Source organism: Streptacidiphilus sp. P02-A3a, from assembly GCF_014084105.1.
GTDB lineage: Bacteria > Actinomycetota > Actinomycetes > Streptomycetales > Streptomycetaceae > Streptacidiphilus.
This window is the reverse complement of the sequence record NZ_CP048289.1, coordinates 3,180,627-3,199,550: the sequence shown is the minus strand read 5'-3', so window position 1 is coordinate 3,199,550 and position 18,924 is coordinate 3,180,627. Positions and strand designations below refer to the sequence as shown.

Annotated in this window: 17 protein-coding genes; 8 read left to right on the top strand and 9 right to left on the bottom strand. The window is 71.1% G+C overall.

Features of this window, described 5'->3' with window-relative positions:
• Positions 1-54: 54 nt before the first annotated feature.
• The gene (locus GXP74_RS14535) at positions 55-1,479 is read right to left on the bottom strand and encodes an APC family permease (RefSeq protein WP_255528236.1); all 1,425 of its coding nucleotides are present in this window, start codon (positions 1,477-1,479) and stop codon (positions 55-57) included.
• A 297-nt stretch (positions 1,480-1,776) separates the two neighbouring features.
• Here GXP74_RS14535 and GXP74_RS14530 point away from each other — a divergent pair, with 297 nt between their 5' ends.
• Entirely contained in the window at positions 1,777-2,943 is a 1,167-nt protein-coding gene (locus GXP74_RS14530; RefSeq protein ID WP_182451904.1) for an ROK family transcriptional regulator, read from the top strand.
• Positions 2,944-3,046: 103 nt separating this feature from the next.
• On the opposite strand, the gene GXP74_RS14525 is transcribed toward GXP74_RS14530, so the two are convergent.
• Both GXP74_RS14525 and GXP74_RS14520 read right to left on the bottom strand, forming a co-directional pair.
• Entirely contained in the window at positions 3,047-3,934 is an 888-nt protein-coding gene (locus GXP74_RS14525) for a MarR family winged helix-turn-helix transcriptional regulator (protein ID WP_182451903.1), read from the bottom strand.
• Between the two features lie 304 nt (positions 3,935-4,238).
• Positions 4,239-4,829 (bottom strand): TetR/AcrR family transcriptional regulator, encoded by a 591-nt coding sequence (locus tag GXP74_RS14520; RefSeq protein WP_225447931.1) that lies wholly within the window; start codon positions 4,827-4,829, stop codon positions 4,239-4,241.
• Between the two features lie 274 nt (positions 4,830-5,103).
• On the opposite strand from GXP74_RS14520, the gene GXP74_RS14515 reads away from it, so the two are divergent.
• The 3 genes from GXP74_RS14515 to fabG all read left to right on the top strand — a co-directional run bounded on the left by GXP74_RS14515 (position 5,104) and on the right by fabG (position 8,242).
• The gene (locus GXP74_RS14515; RefSeq protein WP_182451901.1) at positions 5,104-6,171 is read left to right on the top strand and encodes a phosphotransferase family protein; all 1,068 of its coding nucleotides are present in this window, start codon (positions 5,104-5,106) and stop codon (positions 6,169-6,171) included.
• On the top strand, positions 6,171-7,406 hold the full coding sequence (locus tag GXP74_RS14510) for an acyl-CoA dehydrogenase family protein (protein WP_182451900.1): 1,236 nt from the start codon (positions 6,171-6,173) through the stop codon (positions 7,404-7,406). Before GXP74_RS14515 ends, GXP74_RS14510 begins: the two co-directional genes overlap by 1 nt.
• A 74-nt stretch (positions 7,407-7,480) precedes the next feature.
• The gene (gene fabG / locus GXP74_RS14505; RefSeq protein WP_182451899.1) at positions 7,481-8,242 is read left to right on the top strand and encodes a 3-oxoacyl-ACP reductase FabG; all 762 of its coding nucleotides are present in this window, start codon (positions 7,481-7,483) and stop codon (positions 8,240-8,242) included.
• Positions 8,243-8,403: 161 nt separating this feature from the next.
• Here the strand turns inward: fabG and GXP74_RS14500 are convergent, their stop codons facing one another.
• The 5 genes from GXP74_RS14500 to GXP74_RS14485 all read right to left on the bottom strand — a co-directional run bounded on the left by GXP74_RS14500 (position 8,404) and on the right by GXP74_RS14485 (position 11,610).
• Positions 8,404-9,513: a protein-L-isoaspartate(D-aspartate) O-methyltransferase gene (locus GXP74_RS14500; protein ID WP_225447930.1), complete on the bottom strand. Its 1,110-nt coding sequence runs from the start codon at positions 9,511-9,513 to the stop codon at positions 8,404-8,406.
• Positions 9,514-9,587: 74 nt separating this feature from the next.
• Positions 9,588-9,719, bottom strand: a complete 132-nt coding sequence (locus GXP74_RS41430) for a hypothetical protein (protein WP_255528112.1) — start codon at positions 9,717-9,719, stop codon at positions 9,588-9,590.
• A 202-nt stretch (positions 9,720-9,921) separates the two neighbouring features.
• Positions 9,922-10,770, bottom strand: a complete 849-nt coding sequence (locus tag GXP74_RS14495) for a helix-turn-helix transcriptional regulator (protein WP_182451897.1) — start codon at positions 10,768-10,770, stop codon at positions 9,922-9,924.
• A 20-nt stretch (positions 10,771-10,790) separates the two neighbouring features.
• Positions 10,791-11,321, bottom strand: coding sequence for a DUF6879 family protein (locus tag GXP74_RS14490; RefSeq protein ID WP_182451896.1), 531 nt, complete (start codon positions 11,319-11,321; stop codon positions 10,791-10,793).
• A complete protein-coding gene (locus GXP74_RS14485) occupies positions 11,293-11,610 on the bottom strand; it encodes a hypothetical protein (protein ID WP_225447929.1) in 318 nt (105 codons plus the stop codon). Before GXP74_RS14485 ends, GXP74_RS14490 begins: the two co-directional genes overlap by 29 nt.
• Before the next feature lie 194 nt (positions 11,611-11,804).
• Here GXP74_RS14485 and GXP74_RS14480 point away from each other — a divergent pair, with 194 nt between their 5' ends.
• Together GXP74_RS14480 and GXP74_RS14475 are read left to right on the top strand one after the other, a co-directional pair.
• The gene (locus GXP74_RS14480; RefSeq protein ID WP_225447928.1) at positions 11,805-13,154 is read left to right on the top strand and encodes a hydrolase; all 1,350 of its coding nucleotides are present in this window, start codon (positions 11,805-11,807) and stop codon (positions 13,152-13,154) included.
• A 125-nt stretch (positions 13,155-13,279) separates the two neighbouring features.
• Positions 13,280-14,677 (top strand): MFS transporter, encoded by a 1,398-nt coding sequence (locus tag GXP74_RS14475; protein WP_370468421.1) that lies wholly within the window; start codon positions 13,280-13,282, stop codon positions 14,675-14,677.
• A 75-nt stretch (positions 14,678-14,752) separates the two neighbouring features.
• Here the strand turns inward: GXP74_RS14475 and GXP74_RS14470 are convergent, their stop codons facing one another.
• Positions 14,753-16,255 carry a carbohydrate binding domain-containing protein gene (locus tag GXP74_RS14470; protein WP_182451895.1) on the bottom strand — a complete coding sequence of 501 codons (1,503 nt, stop codon included), beginning with the start codon at positions 16,253-16,255 and terminating at the stop codon, positions 14,753-14,755.
• Positions 16,256-16,739: 484 nt separating this feature from the next.
• Between GXP74_RS14470 and GXP74_RS14465 the strand changes: the two genes are divergently transcribed.
• Together GXP74_RS14465 and GXP74_RS14460 are read left to right on the top strand one after the other, a co-directional pair.
• A complete protein-coding gene (locus GXP74_RS14465) occupies positions 16,740-18,338 on the top strand; it encodes a carbohydrate binding domain-containing protein (protein ID WP_225447927.1) in 1,599 nt (532 codons plus the stop codon).
• 83 nt (positions 18,339-18,421) lie between these two features.
• A complete protein-coding gene (locus GXP74_RS14460; RefSeq protein WP_182451893.1) occupies positions 18,422-18,805 on the top strand; it encodes an RNA-binding S4 domain-containing protein in 384 nt (127 codons plus the stop codon).
• The last annotated feature ends 119 nt before the right edge of the window (positions 18,806-18,924 follow it).

Genomic DNA, 18,924 nt, shown 5'->3' with positions numbered 1-18,924 from the left:
CCCGCCCAGCGCCGCCCGGCGGGCGCCGGACGCCCCGGCCGCTCAGCCGCCGCCTCAGCCGCCGACGGCCTGCCGCTCCTGCCGCTGCGCCTCCAGGTACTCCTCCCGGATCTCCTTGGGCCCGAACGGCCACAGCTTCTCGAAGCGGGACCAGAAGACGAAGGCCAGGCAACCCGCCGCGACCCAGGCCAGCGACCACTCGATGGGGTGGAAGCCCGGGGAGGCCTTGTCCGCGAAGCCGTAGATGACCAGCCAGCCGACGCCCGCGAGGATCCCCGGCAGCGGGTAGAGCCACATCTTGTACGGGCGCTTGAGCTCCGGCTGGCGCTTGCGCAGCACGGTCACCGCGAGCACCTGGGCCAGCGACTGGACGATCACCATCACGGTGGTGAGCAGGTCGATCAGGGTGGTCAGGCTGGTGAGCCGGCCGAGCAGGAACCCGGCGGCGGTGACCACGCCCATGGCGACCAGGCCGAGCACCGGGAACCGGTGCTTCGGGTGCAAATGGCCGAACTGCTTGAAGAACACCCGGTCGCGGGCGGCGTCGTAGGGCACCCGGGAGCCGCCGAGCAGCCCGGCGAACACCGAGGCGAAGGCGGTGACCAGGATCAGTCCGGTGACCACCTGCGCCGCGGTGTGGCCCCAGGTCTTCTCCAGCACCACCGAGGCCACCGAGCTGTAGGCGGCCGAGTTGGTGTTCAGCATGTCGTGCCAGTTGACCACGCCCAGCACACCGATCTGCATCACCAGGTAGATGCACATGACAGCGGCGATCGAGAAGACGATCGAGCGCGGCATCACCCGCCCCGGCTGCTTGACCTCGGCGCCCATGTAGGAGGCGGTGTTGTAGCCCAGGTAGTCGTAGATACCGATGGTCAGACCGGAGGCGAAGGCGATCCAGAAGGAGCCGTGGGTGAGCTGGATGGCGTGCGCGGGCCAGTCGAACGCCTGCGAGGCGTTGAAGTGGGTGTACGAGGCGATGATCAGACAGACCACGGCGATCAGCATCACCGCCCACATCACCACCGACAGCCGGGCGATGCTCTCGACCTTGCGCCACAGCAGCACCACCACCGCCAGCACCACGCCCAGGCCGACCAGGTCGCCCTGGAGGCTGGTCATGCTGGGCCAGAGGTACTGCAGGTAGGAGACCAGGCCGACCACACCGGTGGACATGATCAGCGGAATGAAGATCATCGCCGTCCAGACGAACAGGAACGGCATCAGCCGACCCGAGCGGTACTGGAAGGCCTCGCGGAGGTAGACGTAGGTCCCCCCGGAGCCGGGCAGCGAGGCGCCCAGCTCGGCCCAGACCAGGCCGTCGACCAGGGCCAGCAGCGCCCCGGCGACCCAGCCGATGATCGCCTGCGGGCCACCGAAGGCCACGACCATCAGCGGGATGGTGATGAACGGGCCGACGCCGACCATCTGGCTCATGTTGATGGCGGTCGCCTGGAACAGGCCGATCCGGCGGACCAGCCCGCCCCCGGACGCGACCGGGGAACCGGTCGCGGTGCCGCTGGACGAGTCGGACGCGGGTGGGACAGCAGGCGCAGGGGTTCCGGGCACCGCTACCTCCGGGAGTGGGGATGGCGAACAGGGGCTATTGTTAAGTTAAATAACTTAACTTAAGGCGTCAAGGCTGGAAGCGACCCGACCGAGGATCGATACCGAGCCGTGGCCTGCGGGAACACCGCGCCGTTGGGAGCCGAATACAGTAAACCTCTCTGCCTGCGCTCGCCCGGCGGCCCGAGATCCAGCGACACGAGAGGCACGATGGTCGAACACACCGCCGAACAGCCGTGGAACCGGCGTCGGCTGCGCAGCAACAACGAGTGGCTGCTCCTGGAGCGGCTGCGCACCGAGGGCCCGGCGTCCCGCGCGCAGCTGGCCCGGGACACCGGCCTGTCCAAGCCGACCGTCTCCGCCGCGCTGGCCGCGCTGGAACAGGCCGGACTGGCGCGCGAGGCCGGGACGGTGGTCCCCGACCGGGGCCGGACCGCGCTGCTCTACGAGACCGACCCGACCGCCGGGCACGTGCTCGGCGTGGACATCGGCCGGGCCTTCCTCCGCCTCGCCGTGGCCGACCTGGCCGGGACCGTGGTCGCCCGCGCCGACGTGCCCAACCGGGGCCGCAGCGCCGCCGCCGTCGCCCGGACCGTGGTGGACGCCGCCCACCGGCTGGGCACCGAGGCCGGGCTCGAACCGCAGGACATCGTGCACGCCGCCGTGGGCACCCCCGGCGTCTTCGACCAGCACACCGGGCGGGTCCGCTACGCCGGGAACCTGCCCGGCTGGGGCCGCCCCGGCCTGTTCGCGGGCATGCGGGAGGGCCTGGGCACCACCCTCAGCGTGCACAACGACGCCAACCTGGCCGCCCTCGGCGAGTACGCCTTCGGTGTCGGCGCGGGCAGTCGGCTCTTCGTCTACGTGCTGATCGGCACCGGCCTCGGCATGGGCATCGTCGCCGACGGCGAGCTGTTCCGGGGCTCGAACGGGGCGGCCGGCGAGATCGGCTTCCTGCCGCTGCCCTCGGGACCGGCCCTGGCCGAGGCGGCGGTCTCCGGGGACGCCGTGGTCCAGGCCGCGCGCGGGCTCGGCATGCCCGGACCGCTGGACGCCAAGAAGGTGTTCGAGGCGGCCCGGCGGGGCCTGCCGGAGGCGCTGGCCGCCGTCCGGCAGGAGGCCAGGAGCGTGGCGCAGGTGGTGGCGGCGGTGACCGCCGTGATCGACCCGGACCTGGTGGTGCTCGGCGGCGGCGTCGGGCACAGCGCCGACCTGCTGCTGGGCACCGTCGAGGAGACGCTGGCGCAGCTCACCCCGCTGCGGCCGACGATCATCCCGAGCGCGCTGGGTGAGGACGCGGTGCTGCTGGGCGCGATCACCACGGCGATCCGCACGGCTCGCCCGCTGGTGTTCGACCGCCGGACCACCGAAGGCTGAGGTCGGGCCGGGGTGCCCGCCCCCGCATGGCTGGCGGGCACCCCGGCGCTCAGAACCTGCGCTCAGAACCTGCGCTCAGGCCCCTGTGCTCAGGCCCCGGCGCTCAGACCTGGCCCGCCAGCCGCGCGGTCACCATCAGCAGCGCCACCACGCCCTCGCGGTCGTTCGCCTGGAGCGGCTCCAGCAGCTGCCGCTGCACGTCGTCCACGCCGCCCCGGACCTGGGTCAGCAGCTCCACCCCGGCCGGGGAGAGTGCCAGCAGGTTCCGTCGGCCGTCGGCCGGGTCGCGGCGGCGCAGCACCAGTCCGCGCCGCACCAGGCGGCTGATCAGCTCGGCCATCGTCGCCTTGTCCAGCGACGCGCGCTCGCCGACCGTCCGCTGGTCGATACCCGGCTCCTCGGCCAGGGCGTCCAGCACCGCGTACTGCGGGGCGGTCAGCTCGCCGGGTACCAGCTCGGTCCACAACCGGGTGTGGACCTGCTGGGCGACCCGGATCAGATAGCCGACCACCCGGGGCGCGTCCAGGATCGGCCGCGACTCCTCCATGGTCTCCAGCGCCAGCGGGTCTATCCGGGCCAGGCTGCCGAGGCTCGCCATCAGCGAGGCCCGCTGGGTCTCGTCCAGCGGCTCCAGCAGCTGCTGCTGCACACTGGCCACGCGCGGGGACACGTACTGCAACAGCTGGGCCCCGGCCGGGGAGAGGGTCAGCAGCTTGCGCCGCCCGTCGGCCGGGTCACGTCTGCGCAGTACCAGGCCCCGGCGCACCAGCCGACCGACCATCTCGGCCATCGTCGCCTTGTCCAGTGATGCCCGTTCGCCCACCGTCCGCTGGTCGGCGCCGGGCTCGATCGCGAGTGCGACCAGCGCGGCGTACTGCGGAGCCGTGAGCTCGGTGCCGACGTGCTCGGTCCACAGGCGCGTGTGCACCTGCTGCGCGATCCGGATCAACTGTCCCGGCGACTGGGAGAGGCGGAGTGGTACACCCGTCATGTCAATCTCCCCCAGCATCATCGAACCGTCCTGTCTGAGCCCTCGCGACTGCCCTTGCGGGAGGGATGGCACGGCAGTGGCAGCGGCGCGCCCGCTCGCTGCGTGCCCTGTGGAGGCAGCGCACGCGGGGCTTGATCGCCGAGCAGCCGTCGGCTGCTGGCGCACACTATACAAAGTGCCGGGTTCAACAAGATACGTCGATGCAACCTGCATCCCAATCGTGATCCTGGAGCCGCGACTGGCGAATCGTCAGTGCGTTCTCCAACCGTTCACAGTAGGCCTTCAGATAGCGGCCCGGTGTCCATCAGGAACCATCGAGTCCGCGTAGCAGCAGGTCAGCGAAGGCCGTGCCGATAGATTCGGGCGTCAGTTCGCCGTCGGCGTGGTACCAGCTGCCGAGATGGTGTACGCCACCGAAGAACTGATGAGCGACCAGGTCAGCGGACACATCCGAACGAAGTGAGCCATCCGCCTGTCCCTGTTCGATCAACATCCGGAATCGCTCATGGAATCTCCGGCGGTCCCCGCGGACCGCGGCGAGCCGGTCCGGCGGCAGCATGTGCATGGAGCGCCAGGAAACCATGGCATCATCCAAATGTTCGATTGTGCTGACCACGACATCCACAGCGGCGGTGTGCAACCGCTCCCGGGGCGGACGGTCGGTGTCGTCGGCTATGGCCACCAAGCGGACCGACTGAACCGCGAGCAGCCGGGTGTAGATCTGCTGGAGCAGGTCGTCCTTGGAGCTGAAGTAGTGGTACATGGCGCCCTTGGTGACGCCCGCGTGTTCGACGATCTCCTGGACCGAGGTCAGCGCGAAGCCCTTCTCCGCGAAGAGCCTGCTGGCGGCGGCGAGCAGCCGCTCGGCGACCGGGACGCCCGCCGGGGCGGCCACTGCCGCCGGGACCCCGGGCGCCGTCGCGCGCCCGCGCCCGCCGCCCGCCGCCCTGTGCGCTGTTGCCGCCACCTGCGCCCTCTTCCCGTGTGCCGCTTCCCGTGTGCCACCCGGCCTCCGCCGCCGGTCCCCGCCGCGTCAACCGTACGGCCCCGTTCCGGCACGGTGTGTCGCAGTCCACTCTAGCCGACATACCTACTAGTCGGTATGGTGTCGCCGAGGGCTCCGCCGCCGCTCGCGGTGAGTCTGCCCCATCCACGCGCAGGAGGTCCGCATGTCGCAGCAAGCCGGGTCCGGGCATCCCGGCGGCCCGCACCCGCCCGGCCTCGACCTGGACCGCCTGCGGGAGTACCTCGACCGCGCCCACCCCGGGCTGGTCGACGGGCCGCTCGCGGCCGAGCTGATCTCCGGCGGCAAGTCCAACCTGACCTACCGGCTGCACGACTCGGCCCACCGCTGGGTGCTCCGCCGCCCGCCGCTGGGGCACGTGCTGGCCACCGCGCACGACATGGGCCGCGAGTACCGGGTGATCTCCGCGCTGGCGGGCACCGGCGTCCCGGTCCCCGGCGCGCACCTGCTGTGCACCGACCCGGAGGTGCTCGGCGCGCCGTTCTACCTGATGGACGAGGTCCGGGGCAGCGTCTACCGGACTGCCGAGGACGTCGCCGGGCTCGGCCGGGACCGGGCCAGGACCATGTCCTTCCGGCTCATCGACGTGCTGGCCGAACTGCACGGGATCGATCCGGCGGCGGTCGGCCTGGGCGACTTCGGCCGCCCCGACGGCTACCTCCAGCGACAGCTGGACCGCTGGCTGCGCCAGTTCGAGGCCTCCCGGAGCCGGGAGATCGACGGCATGGCCGAGCTCCAGCACCGGCTGGCGGCACAGCTGCCGCGGACCCAGCGGAACACCGTGGTGCACGGCGACTACCGGCTCGACAACGCGATCATCGCCCCCGACGACAGCGTGGCGGCGGTACTGGACTGGGAGATGGCGACCCTGGGCGACCCGCTCGCCGATGTCGGCCTGCTCAAGGTGTACTGGGAGATCGCGGCCCGGATCCCGGGCAACCCGGTGGCCCAGGCCGTCAGCCCCGAGGCGGGCTTCCCCGGCCTGGACGAACTGGCCGAGCACTACGCCGACCGCACCGGCCTGGACCTCGCCCCGCTGCCCTGGTACACCGCCTTCGCCGGGTTCAAGCTCGCGGTGATCTCCGAGGGCATCCATTTCCGCTACACCCAGGGCAAGACCGTGGGCGAGGGCTTCGCCCACATCGGCGGGCTGGTGCCGCTGCTGGTCTCCGCCTCCCTGGAGACCCTGCTCAAGCTGGAAGGGAACAACTGATGGACTTCCTGTACGACGAGCGAACCCGTGAACTCCAGCAGTGGTTGCTCACCTTCATGGACGAGCACGTGTACCCCGCCGAGGCCGTGCACGCCGAGCAGTCGGCGGTCGCCGAGAACGAGTGGGCCCGGCTCCCGGTGATGGCCGAGCTCAAGGCCGAGGCGCGGCGGCGCGGGCTGTGGAACCTCTTCTTCGTGGACCAGCACGGCCTGCCGGACGGCGGGCACGGCGCCGGGCTGACCAACCTGCAGTACGCCCCGCTGGCCGAGATCACCGGCCACAGCCCGCACCTCGCCCCCGAAGCGCTGAACTGCGCCGCCCCGGACACCGGCAACATGGAGGTGCTGGCCGAGTTCGGCACCCCCGAGCAGCGCAAGCGCTGGCTGCTGCCACTGCTGGAAGGCGAGATCCGCTCGGCCTTCTGCATGACCGAGCCCGAGGTCGCCTCCTCCGACGCGGCGAACATCGCCACCCGGATCGAACGCGACGGCGACGAGTACGTGATCAACGGACGCAAGTGGTGGTCGTCCGGGGCGATGGCCCCCGAGTGCGAGATCCTGATCGTGATGGGCCGCTCCGACCCGAACGCGCCCAAGCACCGGCAGCAGAGCATGATCCTGGTCCCCCGCGACACGCCCGGGGTCGACGTCCGGCGCGGCATGCACGTGTTCGGCTACACCGACGGCGCGCACGGCGGCCACGCCGAGATCGTGTTCGACAACGTCCGGGTCCCGGCGGAGAACCTGATCGCCGGTGAGGGCGAGGGCTTCGCCATCGCCCAGGCCCGGCTCGGCCCCGGCCGGATCCACCACTGCATGCGGCTCATCGGGATGGCCGAGCGCGGCCTGGAGCTGATGTGCCGCCGGGCGGTCGCCCGCACCGCCTTCGGCAAGCCGCTGGCGGAGCAGGGCGTGATCCAGGAGTGGATCGCCGAGTCCCGCGTCCGCATCGAGCAACTGCGGCTGCTGGTGCTGAAGACCGCCTGGCTGATGGACACCGTCGGCAACAAGGGCGCGCACACCGAGATCCAGGCCATCAAGATCGCCACCCCGTCCACCGTCGAGTGGATCCTGGACAAGGCGATCCAGGCCCACGGCGGCGGCGGCGTCTCCCAGGACTTCCCGCTGGCCCAACTCTGGGCGGGCGCCCGCACCCTGCGCTTCGCCGACGGCCCGGACGAGGTCCACCGCCGCTCGCTGGCCCGGCGCGAGCTGCGCCCCTACCTGCCCTCCTGACCAGCAGTCAGCTCCCCCAGTCCACACCTCTCCCCACCACCTTCACCCCCTCGACCGAAGGACATGCAGCAGCCATGACTGAGCAGACCCCCCGCGTAGCCATCGTCACCGGCGCGGCCCGCGGCATCGGCGCCGCCACCGCGATCCGCCTCGCCGCCGACGGCTTCGCCGTGGCCGTGGTGGACCTGGAGGAGTCGGCGGGCAAGGACACCGTCGAGAAGATCACCGCCGCCGGGGGCAGGGCCCTCGCGGTCGGCGCGGACGTCAGCGACGCGACGCAGGTCGCCGCCGCCGTCGAGCGGATCGCCGCCGAGCTGGGCGCGCCCGCGGTGCTGGTCAACAACGCCGGTGTGCTGCGCGACAACCTGCTGTTCAAGATGACCGAGCTGGACTGGGACACGGTGATGAACGTCCACCTCAAGGGCGCCTTCCTGATGTCCAAGGCGGTCCAGAAGCACATGGTGGACGCCGGCTACGGCCGCATCGTCAACCTGTCCTCCTCCTCCGCCCTGGGCAACCGGGGCCAGGCCAACTACTCGGCCGCCAAGGCCGGTCTGCAGGGCTTCACCAAGACCCTGGCCAAGGAGCTCGGCAAGTTCGGCGTCACCGCCAACGCGGTCGCCCCGGGCTTCATCGCCACCGACATGACGGCCGCCACCGCCGCCCGCATCGGCATGGGCTTCGAGGACTTCAAGGCCGCCGCCGCCACCCAGATCCCGGTCGCCCGGGTGGGCGTCCCGGAGGACATCGCGCACACCGTCTCGTTCCTCGTCAGCGAGGGCGCGGGCTTCGTCTCCGGCCAGGTCATCTACGTCGCCGGCGGGCCCCTCGACTAACCGGCAGGATCGGCGGCCCGCCTCACGGCCCGCCGCCCCCGGGCCTGCCCCCCGGCCATCGGCGAAGCCCCCTGCCAGCCCACACGGGCCGCAGGGGGCTTCTCTGTGCCCCGGAGTCCCTCCCCCACGGGGGAGAGACTCATCGGGTCGCTCGGAGGGCGTCAGGCGAACGACGGAACAGGGTTGGACCGGTCGGCCAGCCAGGGGCGCTGGGCCCCGTCGGGGGTCACCGTGAGGCCGAAGGAGTCGAGCAGCGGGCGGCCCTGCTCCGTCCACCAGCGCAGGGCGCGCTCCACCTCGTCCCAGAGGTGCCGGGGGCCGTGCTGGTAGACCGTGCCGGTCAGCTCGCCCGGCTGGAACTCCGCGCATGCCCACGACAGGTCCGACAGTCCGAAGAACCACACCCGGGTGTGCCCGTTCGCCTTGTTGTGGACGTGAGTGCAGTCGGGTACCGCGAGACCGGTCACGAAGCGGGCGGAAGTCCAGCGCTCCCCCAGGTCCGAGGGAGTCAGCACCGTGGACGACACGGCCGCGTCGCCGGGGAACTCCTTCACGTGGCCGCCGAAGCGGTCCCAGTCCAACCGCTGATTCCTCAGCTTCATGAACTCGACCATCCGCAGGAACGGACCGGACGCGCTCCCGTCCGCGCCCACCGTCAGCCGGACCAGTGCGTCCCCGTTGTCGTAGTGCGTCCCCCACGGGGCCAGGACCAACCCGCCTTCCCTGGTCTGCTCAAGCAGGGCGGGAGCCACCTGCCGGACCCCGGCCGTCACGATCGCCCGGTCATAGGGAGCCCCGGCCGAGCAGCCGAGTGAGCCGTCACCGCACACGACCGTCGGGTGCAGACCAAGGGCGGTCAGGCGGGTGCGTGCGGCTGCGGTCACGGCCGCGTCCACCTCGACGGAGAACACGTTGCCGCCACCGAGCCGATGGCTCAGCAGACCGGTGTCCCACCCCGTCCCGGTGCCGACCAGCAGCACCCGCATGGGCGGACTGATCCGCGCGTCCCGCAGGTATCCGGCGACGACGCGCGGCTCGGACGACGAGCTGGTGGACACCCGACCCGGCTCACGACCCGTGTGCCTGCCGTCGTCCCACTGCGTGACCAGCGGGAAGTCCGTCGCCGCCGCATACCGCTCCCACACGTCCGGCTCGTCGTCCCGGCTGACGTAGACGCTGCTGCCCGCCTTCATGTCGAAGGCCCAGTACTCATCCGGCAGGAACTCGCGGCGCGGTACCGCCTCGAAGGAGTCGGCCCAATCGGCCGACATGGAACCATCGTTGAGAAGGGACCGCACCAGCGGGTCAGTGCTGGTGCGGCCCTCCTGCTGCGGAGCGTCGGCCATTACTTGCGGTGGTCCCCGTCTCCGGGCGGGGTGGAGCCGTCAGGGGACGGCGGCTCTTCCGGCGGAGTCCACGGAGTACCGGGGTGGCCGTCGCCGTCGTCCCCGCCGCTGTTGTAGAGAATGCCGAGCATGGTTGGAACCTCCTTCTATGCCATCGCAGCTCATGCACCACCGGGTGGTGGCACGGACCATCGCGCCCGTCCCGCCGCAACCCGAACACTCCTGCGGCGTCGCCGTGTGAATCACATGAGACCTCCCCGCGTCTCACGTCTGCCAAGACGCTAGGTACCGTGAGGAGTCAACCGCTACACGATTGCAGGGGATTGCAAAGGATCACCCGAGAGCATCGATCGCCGCCGTGATCAGTGCACGCGCACGCGATCCGTAGACCGCAGTCCTGGACAGCTCGGCGAAAGCCCGCGTGTACACCTCGATCTCCCCAGGAGACGTGATGTGAATACGGGCCGTCAGCGGCTCGACCTGAACCAACTCGTCCCCGAACACGGTGAACGTCTCCAGCCCCCACATGCGCCGCTGCGCCGTGCGAGGCAACACGCCAAGGGACACGTTCGGCAGCGCCATCACGGTGAGCAGGTAGCCCAACTGTCCGGCCATCACTGCCGCATCCCCATAGCGGTGATACAACACCTGTTCCTCGACCAGCAGCGCCGTACGGCGGTCCGGCTCGCGGATCACCTGCCCCCGGTCCACGCGAGCGGCGGCGGCCTCAGCAGAGTCGTCCGGGGTGCCCTGAAAACCCGTGATCAACGCCAGTAGGGCCGTGGCGTAGGTGTGCGTCTGCACCACGCCAGGGACCACGTTGGAGCAGTAGACCCGAAACGAACGGGTCCGCTCATAGATCGGCACGTCGGCCTCTTGGTTCCGGCGCATCCCTGACCGGTGCAGCCGACGCCACTCCGTGTACATCGAACCAGCCGACCGGGACGCCGCGATCAGATCAGCGGCGCGCTCGGGCACGCCGCAGGCCGCACACCACGCCCGGATGTCGGCATCCGAGGGCGGCGTACGGGCGTTCTCGATCCGGGAGGACTTGGACGGGTTCCAACCACAGCGGTGGGCAAGCTCAAGGCCGGTGAGCTCGGCGTCCTTCCGGATCTCCCCCAAGTGGTCGGCAATGGCCTTGCGTGCCTCTTCGGCACTGGAGAGCGGAGAAGCGGCCATGGTCGCGTTGTCCGGAGCCCTCAGACCGTGAAATCAGCGTGCGGGACGGCGCGTTCCCACACCAGCTCGAACGCCGACGCGCACAGCTTCACGGCGTCCGGGTCGTCGTCCAGCTCCATGCCAGGGGATGCCCAATCCCCCTGCCCGTCAAAGTGGTTCACGATCAGGGCCGTTTCATCGAACAGCCAGAAGTCGTTACCGGGCAGCGGAATCGCCGTCGCCAACCGCCTTGGCAGCCATCGCACTTCCTCGCCGGCCGTGACGTTCGCAGTAGTCAGGTAGTGCTCATACCGGATGTACTCGCTGACCGGCTCGGACACGATCCGGGCACGGCGCATCACCACACCCCGGCTCACAGCGTCGGCAACGGCAGCGTGGAAGGAGTTCCACCACACTGAGCGGTCAGCCCAGTCGGCGCGATGACCGCCACGCCACGCGGTGAAGTCCTCGACCTCGTCAGCGAGACCGTAGGAGTCCCGCATTTCAAGGTGCAGGGCAGAACGGTGAGCGGACCTCAGCAGCTCAAAGAAGTCCGGATCGCTCCGCTTCATCACATGCCTCCCGAATGGCCTTGATCATGTGGATGGGCATCCACACGACCGTCTCATGATCCGGCATCGGCCCGGCTTCCCGGACCTTCGCCTCTTCGGGCTCGCTCAGGCGAAGTCCTTGGAAGGCGAACCCCGGCTTCTCGGCCTCCACGTCAAGGAAGACCGTGGGTGACCCCGTGTTGCCCGACTTCTCATCCTTGCCGATGAACCGTAGCCGCATGATGCCTCCCCGTTGTGCGTGCCTTGCGCCGCCTTCTACGACCATCACCTCGGGGATGACGGTCGTCAAGGGCGCGTACGGCGCAGGAGGCCCCCGTCAGCAGCATGCCGCCGCCCTGCTCCGCCGGGGCCCGCGCCGGTGCGCCTGGCGGGGGTCGGGGTGGGGACTGGTGCGGGCGGGGTAACCGGCGGGGGCGGGCAGCGGTATCGTGTGCGCTTGCCGATCGCGAGCCAGGACGAGATCGCTGAACAGGGAAGGGTGACATGCCACAGTCACGTAAACACCACCGAGGAATTGTCGCCCGGGCACTGGGCACCGCTGGGGCGTTCGCGGTCGCCATGGGCGCTGGTGTGACGCCGGCCCACGCCGCCGGCAGCGTGCACGCCCCGGGGCCCGGCCTGTCCTCCCCCGACCCGACCGGCGACAGCATCACCGTGGACAACGAGGTGGCGCCCGCCAACGTCGCGGGCCCCGACGCCGACCTGGCCCCCAAGGGGGCCGGCACTCCGAAGCACGCCAAGACACCGGTCACGGTGACGATCCCGCCCACGAGCGGGCACTACGCGGTCGGCACGGTGAACCTGGAACTGGTCGACACCTCCCGGACCGACCCGTACCTCCCCGGGCACCAGCCGCGCAAGCTGATGGTCACCCTCTGGTACCCGGCCACCAACACCAGCAGCCACCCCTCCACCCCGTGGCTGCAGTCCCTCGCCGCCGCCCACTTCCTGGCGGGCGAGAAGATCGCGCCCAGCGCGATCAACCTGCCGACCACCGCGGGACACACCGGCGCACCGGTGAACCCGTCGGCCGGCAAGCTGCCGATCCTGGTGTACTCGACCGGCCTGCACTCGGACCGCTCGATGGGCACCGCCCTGGTGGAGGACCTGGCCAGCCGCGGCTACCTGGTGGTCGCCATCGACCACACCTCCGACGCCAACGAGGTCCAGTTCCCCAACGGGCAGGTGATCGGGAACACCATGCCGACGAACACCTACGCGTCCACCAACCTGGCGGTCCGCGCCGCCGACGTCAGCTTCGTCCTCAACGAACTGACCAAGGTGGCCAAGGGCAGCAACCCGGACGTGAACCACACGGCCCTGCCCACCGGCCTGCTCGGCAGCCCCGACCTGAGCCGAATAGGCATGTTCGGCTGGTCCCTGGGCGGCGCGGCGGCGGCCACCTCGATGCTGGACGACCCCAGGATCGACGCCGGCGCGGACCTGGACGGCACCTTCTACGGCCCGGTCGCGACCAAGGGGCTCGACCGCCCGTTCCTGCTGTTCAGCTCGCAGGGCCACAACCGCAACGACGACAGCAGCTGGACCAGCTTCTGGGCGCACTCGCACGGCAAGGTGCTGGACCTGAAGCTGCAGGGCTCCCAGCACCTGAGCTTCAGCGACAACGAGTACCTGCTGCCGCAGGAGGCCAGCGTGGACGGGGTGACCCAGGCCCAGCTCACGCAGACCCTGGGCACGATCGCCCCCGACCGCGCCATCGCCATCGAACGCACCTACCTGGCCGCCTACTTCGACCAGGAGCTGCGTCATGTGAGCAGCCCGCTGCTCAGCGGCCCGTCCAAGGCGTACCCGGAGATCTCCTTCGTCCGCTGAATCCGACCGACCGTCAGCCCAGACCCCGCCGACCGCTTATTTGATCGACAGGCCGGAGCGGCTGGCCTAGGGTCCGGAGCGTGACTGGGGCTTTGGACGATGCTGGGCCGGCGGCCACGGGCGGTGTGGACCACCTCGTTCGCGGCGGTGGCGGAGGGGACCCGGCCGATGCCGGGGGCGGGCTGTTCTCGCGCCGGTACGCGGCCGTCACCTGGAGCTTCACCGCGGTGATGTTCCTGACCGGGTTCGCCGCGCTCGCGGTGGTGCCGATCCTGCCGGTGGCGGCCCGGGACCTGCACGGGGTGTCGCTGTACCCGCTGGTGGCCGGGTGCTTCGTGGCCGCGAGCCTGCTGGGCGGGGTGCTCGGGGGCGACTGGGCGGACCGGTCCGGGGCCCGGCGCCCGTTGGCGGCGGGGGTGCTGCTGGCCGTGGCCACGCTGCTGATCTCGGCCGCCAGTACCTCCATCTGGCAGCTGGCGGCCGGGCGGTTCCTGGACGGGGTCGGGGCCGGGATCGTGGCGGTGTCGATCAACACCGCCATCGGCCAGGCCTACCCCGAGCACCTGCGCGCCCGCGCACTGGCCCTGATGAGCACCAGCTGGATCATCCCCTCGCTGGCCGGTCCCCCGCTGGCCGGGCTGGTGACCGCCTGGTGGTCCTGGCGGGTGGTGTTCTTCGGCCTGGCCGCGCTGAACCTGCTGCCGGCGCTGGCGGTGGTGGCCGTGCTGCGGTCCCGGTCCCGGCAGGCCGTGCCGGCAGCGCCGGGCGAGCGGCCGCCGCGCCCGGCGCTGCTGGTCGCGTTCGCGGTGAGCGTGGGCGCCGCGCTGGGGCAGTACGCCGTCTCCGGCTGGGACCCGCGCCACCTGCTGTGCGCGGTGGCGGCGGTCGCGCTGCTGGTGGTGTTCGCGCCGCGGCTGCTGCCGCCCGGCACCTGGCGGGCCGCCCGCGGCCTGCCCGCCGCCGCGCTGCTGCGGGGTCTGAGTTCCGGGGCCTACTTCACCCTGGAGGCCTTCGTGCCGCTGCTGCTCGACACCGCCCGCCGGGTGCCCGCGGCGGTGACCGGGCTGGCCTTCACCGGCGCCGCCATCGCCTGGGCCGCCGCCTCCTGGTGGCAGGGACGGCTGGTGGAGCGCCATCCCCGGCACCGCCTGGTCGCGGCCGGGGCGCTGGTGATGACGGTGGCCGTCGCGATCGCCGCCGCCGGGACGCTGCCCGAGCTGCCCGCGCTCACCGCCGCGCTGTCGATGGTGGTCGCGGCCGTCGGCATGGGCCTGCTCGCGCCCTCGCTCACGCTGCTGTCGCTCACCCACAGCCCCGCCGGACGGCAGGGGTACGCCAGCAGCGCGATGCAGACGGCGCAGAACCTGGGCCAGCTCACGGTCATCGGCCTCGCCTCCGCCCTGTTCAACGCCTGCCCGGGCACCGGTTCGAGCGGTCTGGTCGGCTACACCGCCGCCTTCGCCCTGCTGCTCGCGCCGACCGTGCTGGCCGCCCTGCTGGCGACCCGCGCCGCCGACGGCTGAGGGGGGATGCGCGTCGCCGCGGGGCCGGTCGGCCCCGCGGCGACGTCCGGAGTTCGGCTCAGCCGGTGTGTCGGGTCAGCCGGTGTAGGAGTCGAAGATCTTGGTGAAGTCCAGCGGCTGCTGGCTGATCTCGGAGCAGCTCGGCAGACCGGAGGCGCTGCCGGAGCAGGACTGGTCGCGGTCGACCGACCAGAAGGCCAGTCGGCCGAGGTGGGCGGTGTCGGCCCAGGAGACCAGGGTCTGCGCGTCGGCCTCGCTGAAGATCTCGCCGGAGGTGTCGTTCTGGCCGATCATCGGGGTGACCCCGATGTTGGCGTAGGTGTCGGACGGCCAGTCGGCCTGCGCCTGGGCCAGCGTGCTCTGGGCGGCCTGGACGGCCTCCTGGCCCATGTCACCGGTGAACGAGGAGCCGTAGTCCATGGCCATCACGTTGATCAGGTCGATCCGGGTGCCGTCCTGCTTCGCCAGGTTGAGGAAGGCGACGCCGTCGGCCGCGAGACCGGTCGGGAGCACCGGCAGGGTGACCGAGACGACCAGGCCCGGGTTGGCGGCTTCGAGGCCGTTGATCGCCTCGAAGCGCAGGTTGTTGCTGGACGGGTAGTCGAGCGTGGCACCCTCGATGTCGAAGTCGAGGTGGTTCACCCCGAGGCTGGTGATCACCTCCTGGTAGGCGGCCTGGAGGCTGGCCTCGGTGGTGCACGCCTGGGCCAGCTCGGTGCCGCCCGCGCCGCCGAAGGAGATGATCGGCGTGGCGCCGTCGGCCTTGGCGGTGGCGATGTCCTGGCTGAGCGTCGGGTCGTTGTTGACCGGCAGGGTGTCACCCCAGATCGGGTTGCAGCCGGCGGCGACGACGAACGCGGCGGTGTAGTTCTTCAGCCCGGCCTGGGCGGCCGAGTTGAGCATCGGCTCCTCGTTGTTCGTCATGTCGACGTAGGGAGCGACCTTGCCGACCGGGCCACCGGCCGGGGGCGTGCTGGTGCCGGTCGGCGTGGGGGTCGGCGTGGGGGTCGGGGTCGGGGTGGGGGTGCTGGTCGGGGTCGGCGTCGCCGTCGGGCCGCCGCCGGTGCCACTGGTGAGCGACAGGTCGTCGGCGTAGTAGGCCGGTTGGGCGTACCAGCCGTGGACGTAGACCTGCAGGCTGGTCTGGCTGGCGGTGGTGGTGAAGGTGGTGGTGAGCGGCTGGTAGCTGGTGGCCGAGGCGGTCCAGGCGTCGGTGCCGCCGGTCACGCCCAGGTAGACGTAGGAGCCCTGGACCTCGCCGGTCAGCGTGTACGTGGTGTTGGGGGTGACCGTGACGGTCTGGGTGCACTGGGCGTCGTCGCTGCTGGTCGGGGTGCCCTGGAGGGCGTAGCCGCCGGAGTGGACCGGGGTGGTGACCACGGCGGCGGTGCCCGGGTCGCAGGTCCAGCCGGACAGCGAGCCGGTCTCGAAGCCGGGGTTGGCCAGCAGGTTGGTGGACTGCGCCAGAGCCGGTGAGGCGAGGACCGTGGCGGCGAGGATGCCACCGGCGGTCAGCGTCAGCGCACACATGGCGGCGGTCAGGTTGCGGGCCCGACGGCTGTGGGGGTTGGGGCGCACGGTTGGGTGCTCCTGTCGTGGCTACGACCGGCAGGACGCCCGGCCCCGCCCGACGTGGGGGGAGCGGTGGCCGCGTGAGCCTGCCGAGGCTGATGGGGCAGTGCCGGGAGGGCAGTGCTCCTGCAATTTGGTCCAGACCAATGGAGTTGTCAAGAGTCCCTGCCCGGCGGTCGCCCGCACCGGAAACCGGCCGGGCGGGCCCGAATCCCGCCCACGGGAAGGGCGCTCATGCCCAACTGAGCTGCAACAACCTTGCCCCTGGTGCTATTTGACGCATCGTCAACAAGCGTCGGTGAAACGGGGTCGGCAATCCCCATAACTGACAATTAATCACAGTTATGGACTGCCACAAGGATTGACGATGTTCCTGACGGACCCCTTGACAAGGGTATTGGTCTGGACCACATTGCAGGCGGGTGTCGTGACCGCGACACCGCTCCATCGGCACTGCTTCGATCAGCACCGACGACAGGAGCACTCAACCGTGCGTGCCAACCCCCACACCCGGCGCCAGACCCGTTCGGTGACCGCCGCCCTGTGCGCGCTGACCCTGAGCGCGGGCGGCCTGCTCGCCGCCACCGTGTTCAGCTCACCGGCTCTGGCGCAGTCCACCAACCTGCTGGCCAACCCCGGCTTCGAGACCGGCTCGCTGTCCGGCTGGACCTGCGACCCGGGCACCGCCGCCGTGGTCACCACCCCGGTCCACTCCGGCGGCTACGCCCTCCAGGGCACCCCGACCAGCGGCGACGACGGCGAATGCGTGCAGAACGTCACCGTCACCCCCAACACCGTCTACACCTTCAGCGGCGAGTTCCAGGGCTCCTACGCCTACATGGGCGAGACCGGCCCCTACACCGTCGGCGACTCCGAGGCCTGGACGCCGCCGTCCAGCACCTGGCAGACGCTCAGCACCACGTACACCACCGACGCCAGCCAGACCACCCTGCAGGTGTTCGTCCACGGCTGGTACGCCCAACCGGCCTTCTACGCGGACGACCTGTCGCTGGTCGCCACCGGCACCGTCATTCTGCCCACGGCGACCACCACCGACACCCCCACGCTGCCGCCGACGAGCCCCACGCCGACACCGACACCCACGCCCACCCCCACACCCACGCCCACGCCCACGCCCACGCCGACGCCCACGCCGACCCCGACCAGTACGCCCACCGCTCCCAGCTCGGGCTCCTGGAAGCACCCGGTGTACTACATGCCGCTGGACAACAACGCCCAGTCGATCTCCTCGGTCATCTCCGGCTCCGGCGAGACCGAGTACAACCTGTCCTTCGTGCTCGACTCCGGCGGCTGCACCCCCGCCTGGGACGGTGACGCCAGCGAACCGGTCGCCACCGACACCGCCGTGCTGGCCGACGTCCAGGCGATCCGCGCGGCCGGTGGCGACGTCGCGGTGACCTTCGGCGGCTACAACGGCACCGAGCTGGGCACCGACTGCGGGTCGGCCTCGGCCCTGGCCGCCGCCTACCAGCAGGTGATCACCAAGTACCGGTTGACCCACGTCGACTTCGACTACGAGAACGGCGCTCTGGACAGCAACACCGCGATCCGCTTCGGGGCCATCCACATCCTGGAGCAGGAGGACCCGAACCTCTCGGTCTCGCTGACCATCCCGATGACCACGGTCGGCTTCCCCGGCACCGGCACCGACGAGATCCAGCAGGCCGTCGCCGACGGCGCCCGGCTCGACGTGGTCAACATCATGGACTTCGACACCGGCCTCACCTCCGGCACCGAGACGGCCCAGACCGAGGCGATCGCCCAGGACGCGATCACCCAGCTGCGGACGATCTACGGGTGGACCGCCGCCCAGGCGTGGTCGCATCTGGGCATCACCCTGATGAACGGCCACACCGACCAGCCCTCCGAGCTGTTCGCGCAGTCCGACTTCACCGGCATCCTGGCGTTCGCCCAGGCCAACCACCCGGCGCTGTACTCGTTCTGGTCGGCCAACCGGGACTTCCAGTGCCCGGCCGGCGTGGTCGAGCCGTGGAACCCCGGTACCTGCTCGGGGGTGACCCAGAACCCGTACGACTACACCAAGGTGATCACGCAGTACAACGGCTGACCCACCCACCGCTGCCCCCGTCGGCCGGTCCGGCGGGGGCAGCGGAGTCCCGGCTCCGCCGGTTCGGGCGTTAGGGTCGGTCCATGGCTGAGGACGAGACGAGCGTACGGGTCGACGCCTGGATCTGGTCGGTACGGCTGACCAAGACCCGCGCCCTGGCCGCTGCCGCCTGCCGGGGCGGGCATGTGCGGGTGAACGGCGACCGGGTCAAGCCCGCCACCTCGGTACGCCCGGGGGACGAGGTCCGGCTGCGCGAGGCCGGGCGCGAGCGGATCGTCGTGGTCACCCGGCTGGTCCGGAAGCGGGTCGGCGCCGTCGTCGCGGCGGAGTGCTTCGTCGACAACAGCCCGCCGCCCCCGCCGCGCGAGGAGAGCGTCCTGGTGGGCCTGCGCGACCGGGGCGCGGGACGCCCCACCAAGCGCGACCGGCGCGACCTGGAGCGGCTCCACGGGCGCCCCGAGCGCTGACCGCACGCCCCCGTCGCGCCTCGAAAGCGCCTGCTCACCGGCCCGGCCCGGCAACCCCTACCGCCCAGTAGCCCGCGCGTGCGATCATCGGGCGGGCGAGCACCGGGCCGCCCGAAGAC

Excerpts from the sequence above, each read along its gene's own strand:
- fabG (WP_182451899.1), top strand. The coding sequence starts at position 7,481 with ATGACTGAGCAGACCCCCCGCGTAGCCATCGTCACCGGCGCGGCCCGC.
- GXP74_RS14460 (WP_182451893.1), top strand. The coding sequence starts at position 18,422 with ATGGCTGAGGACGAGACGAGCGTACGGGTCGACGCCTGGATCTGGTCG.
- GXP74_RS14490 (WP_182451896.1), bottom strand. The coding sequence starts at position 11,321 with ATGAAGCGGAGCGATCCGGACTTCTTTGAGCTGCTGAGGTCCGCTCAC.
- GXP74_RS14525 (WP_182451903.1), bottom strand. The coding sequence starts at position 3,934 with ATGACGGGTGTACCACTCCGCCTCTCCCAGTCGCCGGGACAGTTGATC.
- GXP74_RS41430 (WP_255528112.1), bottom strand. The coding sequence starts at position 9,719 with ATGCTCGGCATTCTCTACAACAGCGGCGGGGACGACGGCGACGGCCAC.
- GXP74_RS14500 (WP_225447930.1), bottom strand. The coding sequence starts at position 9,513 with ATGTCGGCCGATTGGGCCGACTCCTTCGAGGCGGTACCGCGCCGCGAG.
- GXP74_RS14530 (WP_182451904.1), top strand. The coding sequence starts at position 1,777 with ATGGTCGAACACACCGCCGAACAGCCGTGGAACCGGCGTCGGCTGCGC.
- GXP74_RS14495 (WP_182451897.1), bottom strand. The coding sequence starts at position 10,770 with ATGGCCGCTTCTCCGCTCTCCAGTGCCGAAGAGGCACGCAAGGCCATT.
- GXP74_RS14510 (WP_182451900.1), top strand. The coding sequence starts at position 6,171 with ATGGACTTCCTGTACGACGAGCGAACCCGTGAACTCCAGCAGTGGTTG.
- GXP74_RS14515 (WP_182451901.1), top strand. The coding sequence starts at position 5,104 with ATGTCGCAGCAAGCCGGGTCCGGGCATCCCGGCGGCCCGCACCCGCCC.
- GXP74_RS14480 (WP_225447928.1), top strand. The coding sequence starts at position 11,805 with ATGCCACAGTCACGTAAACACCACCGAGGAATTGTCGCCCGGGCACTG.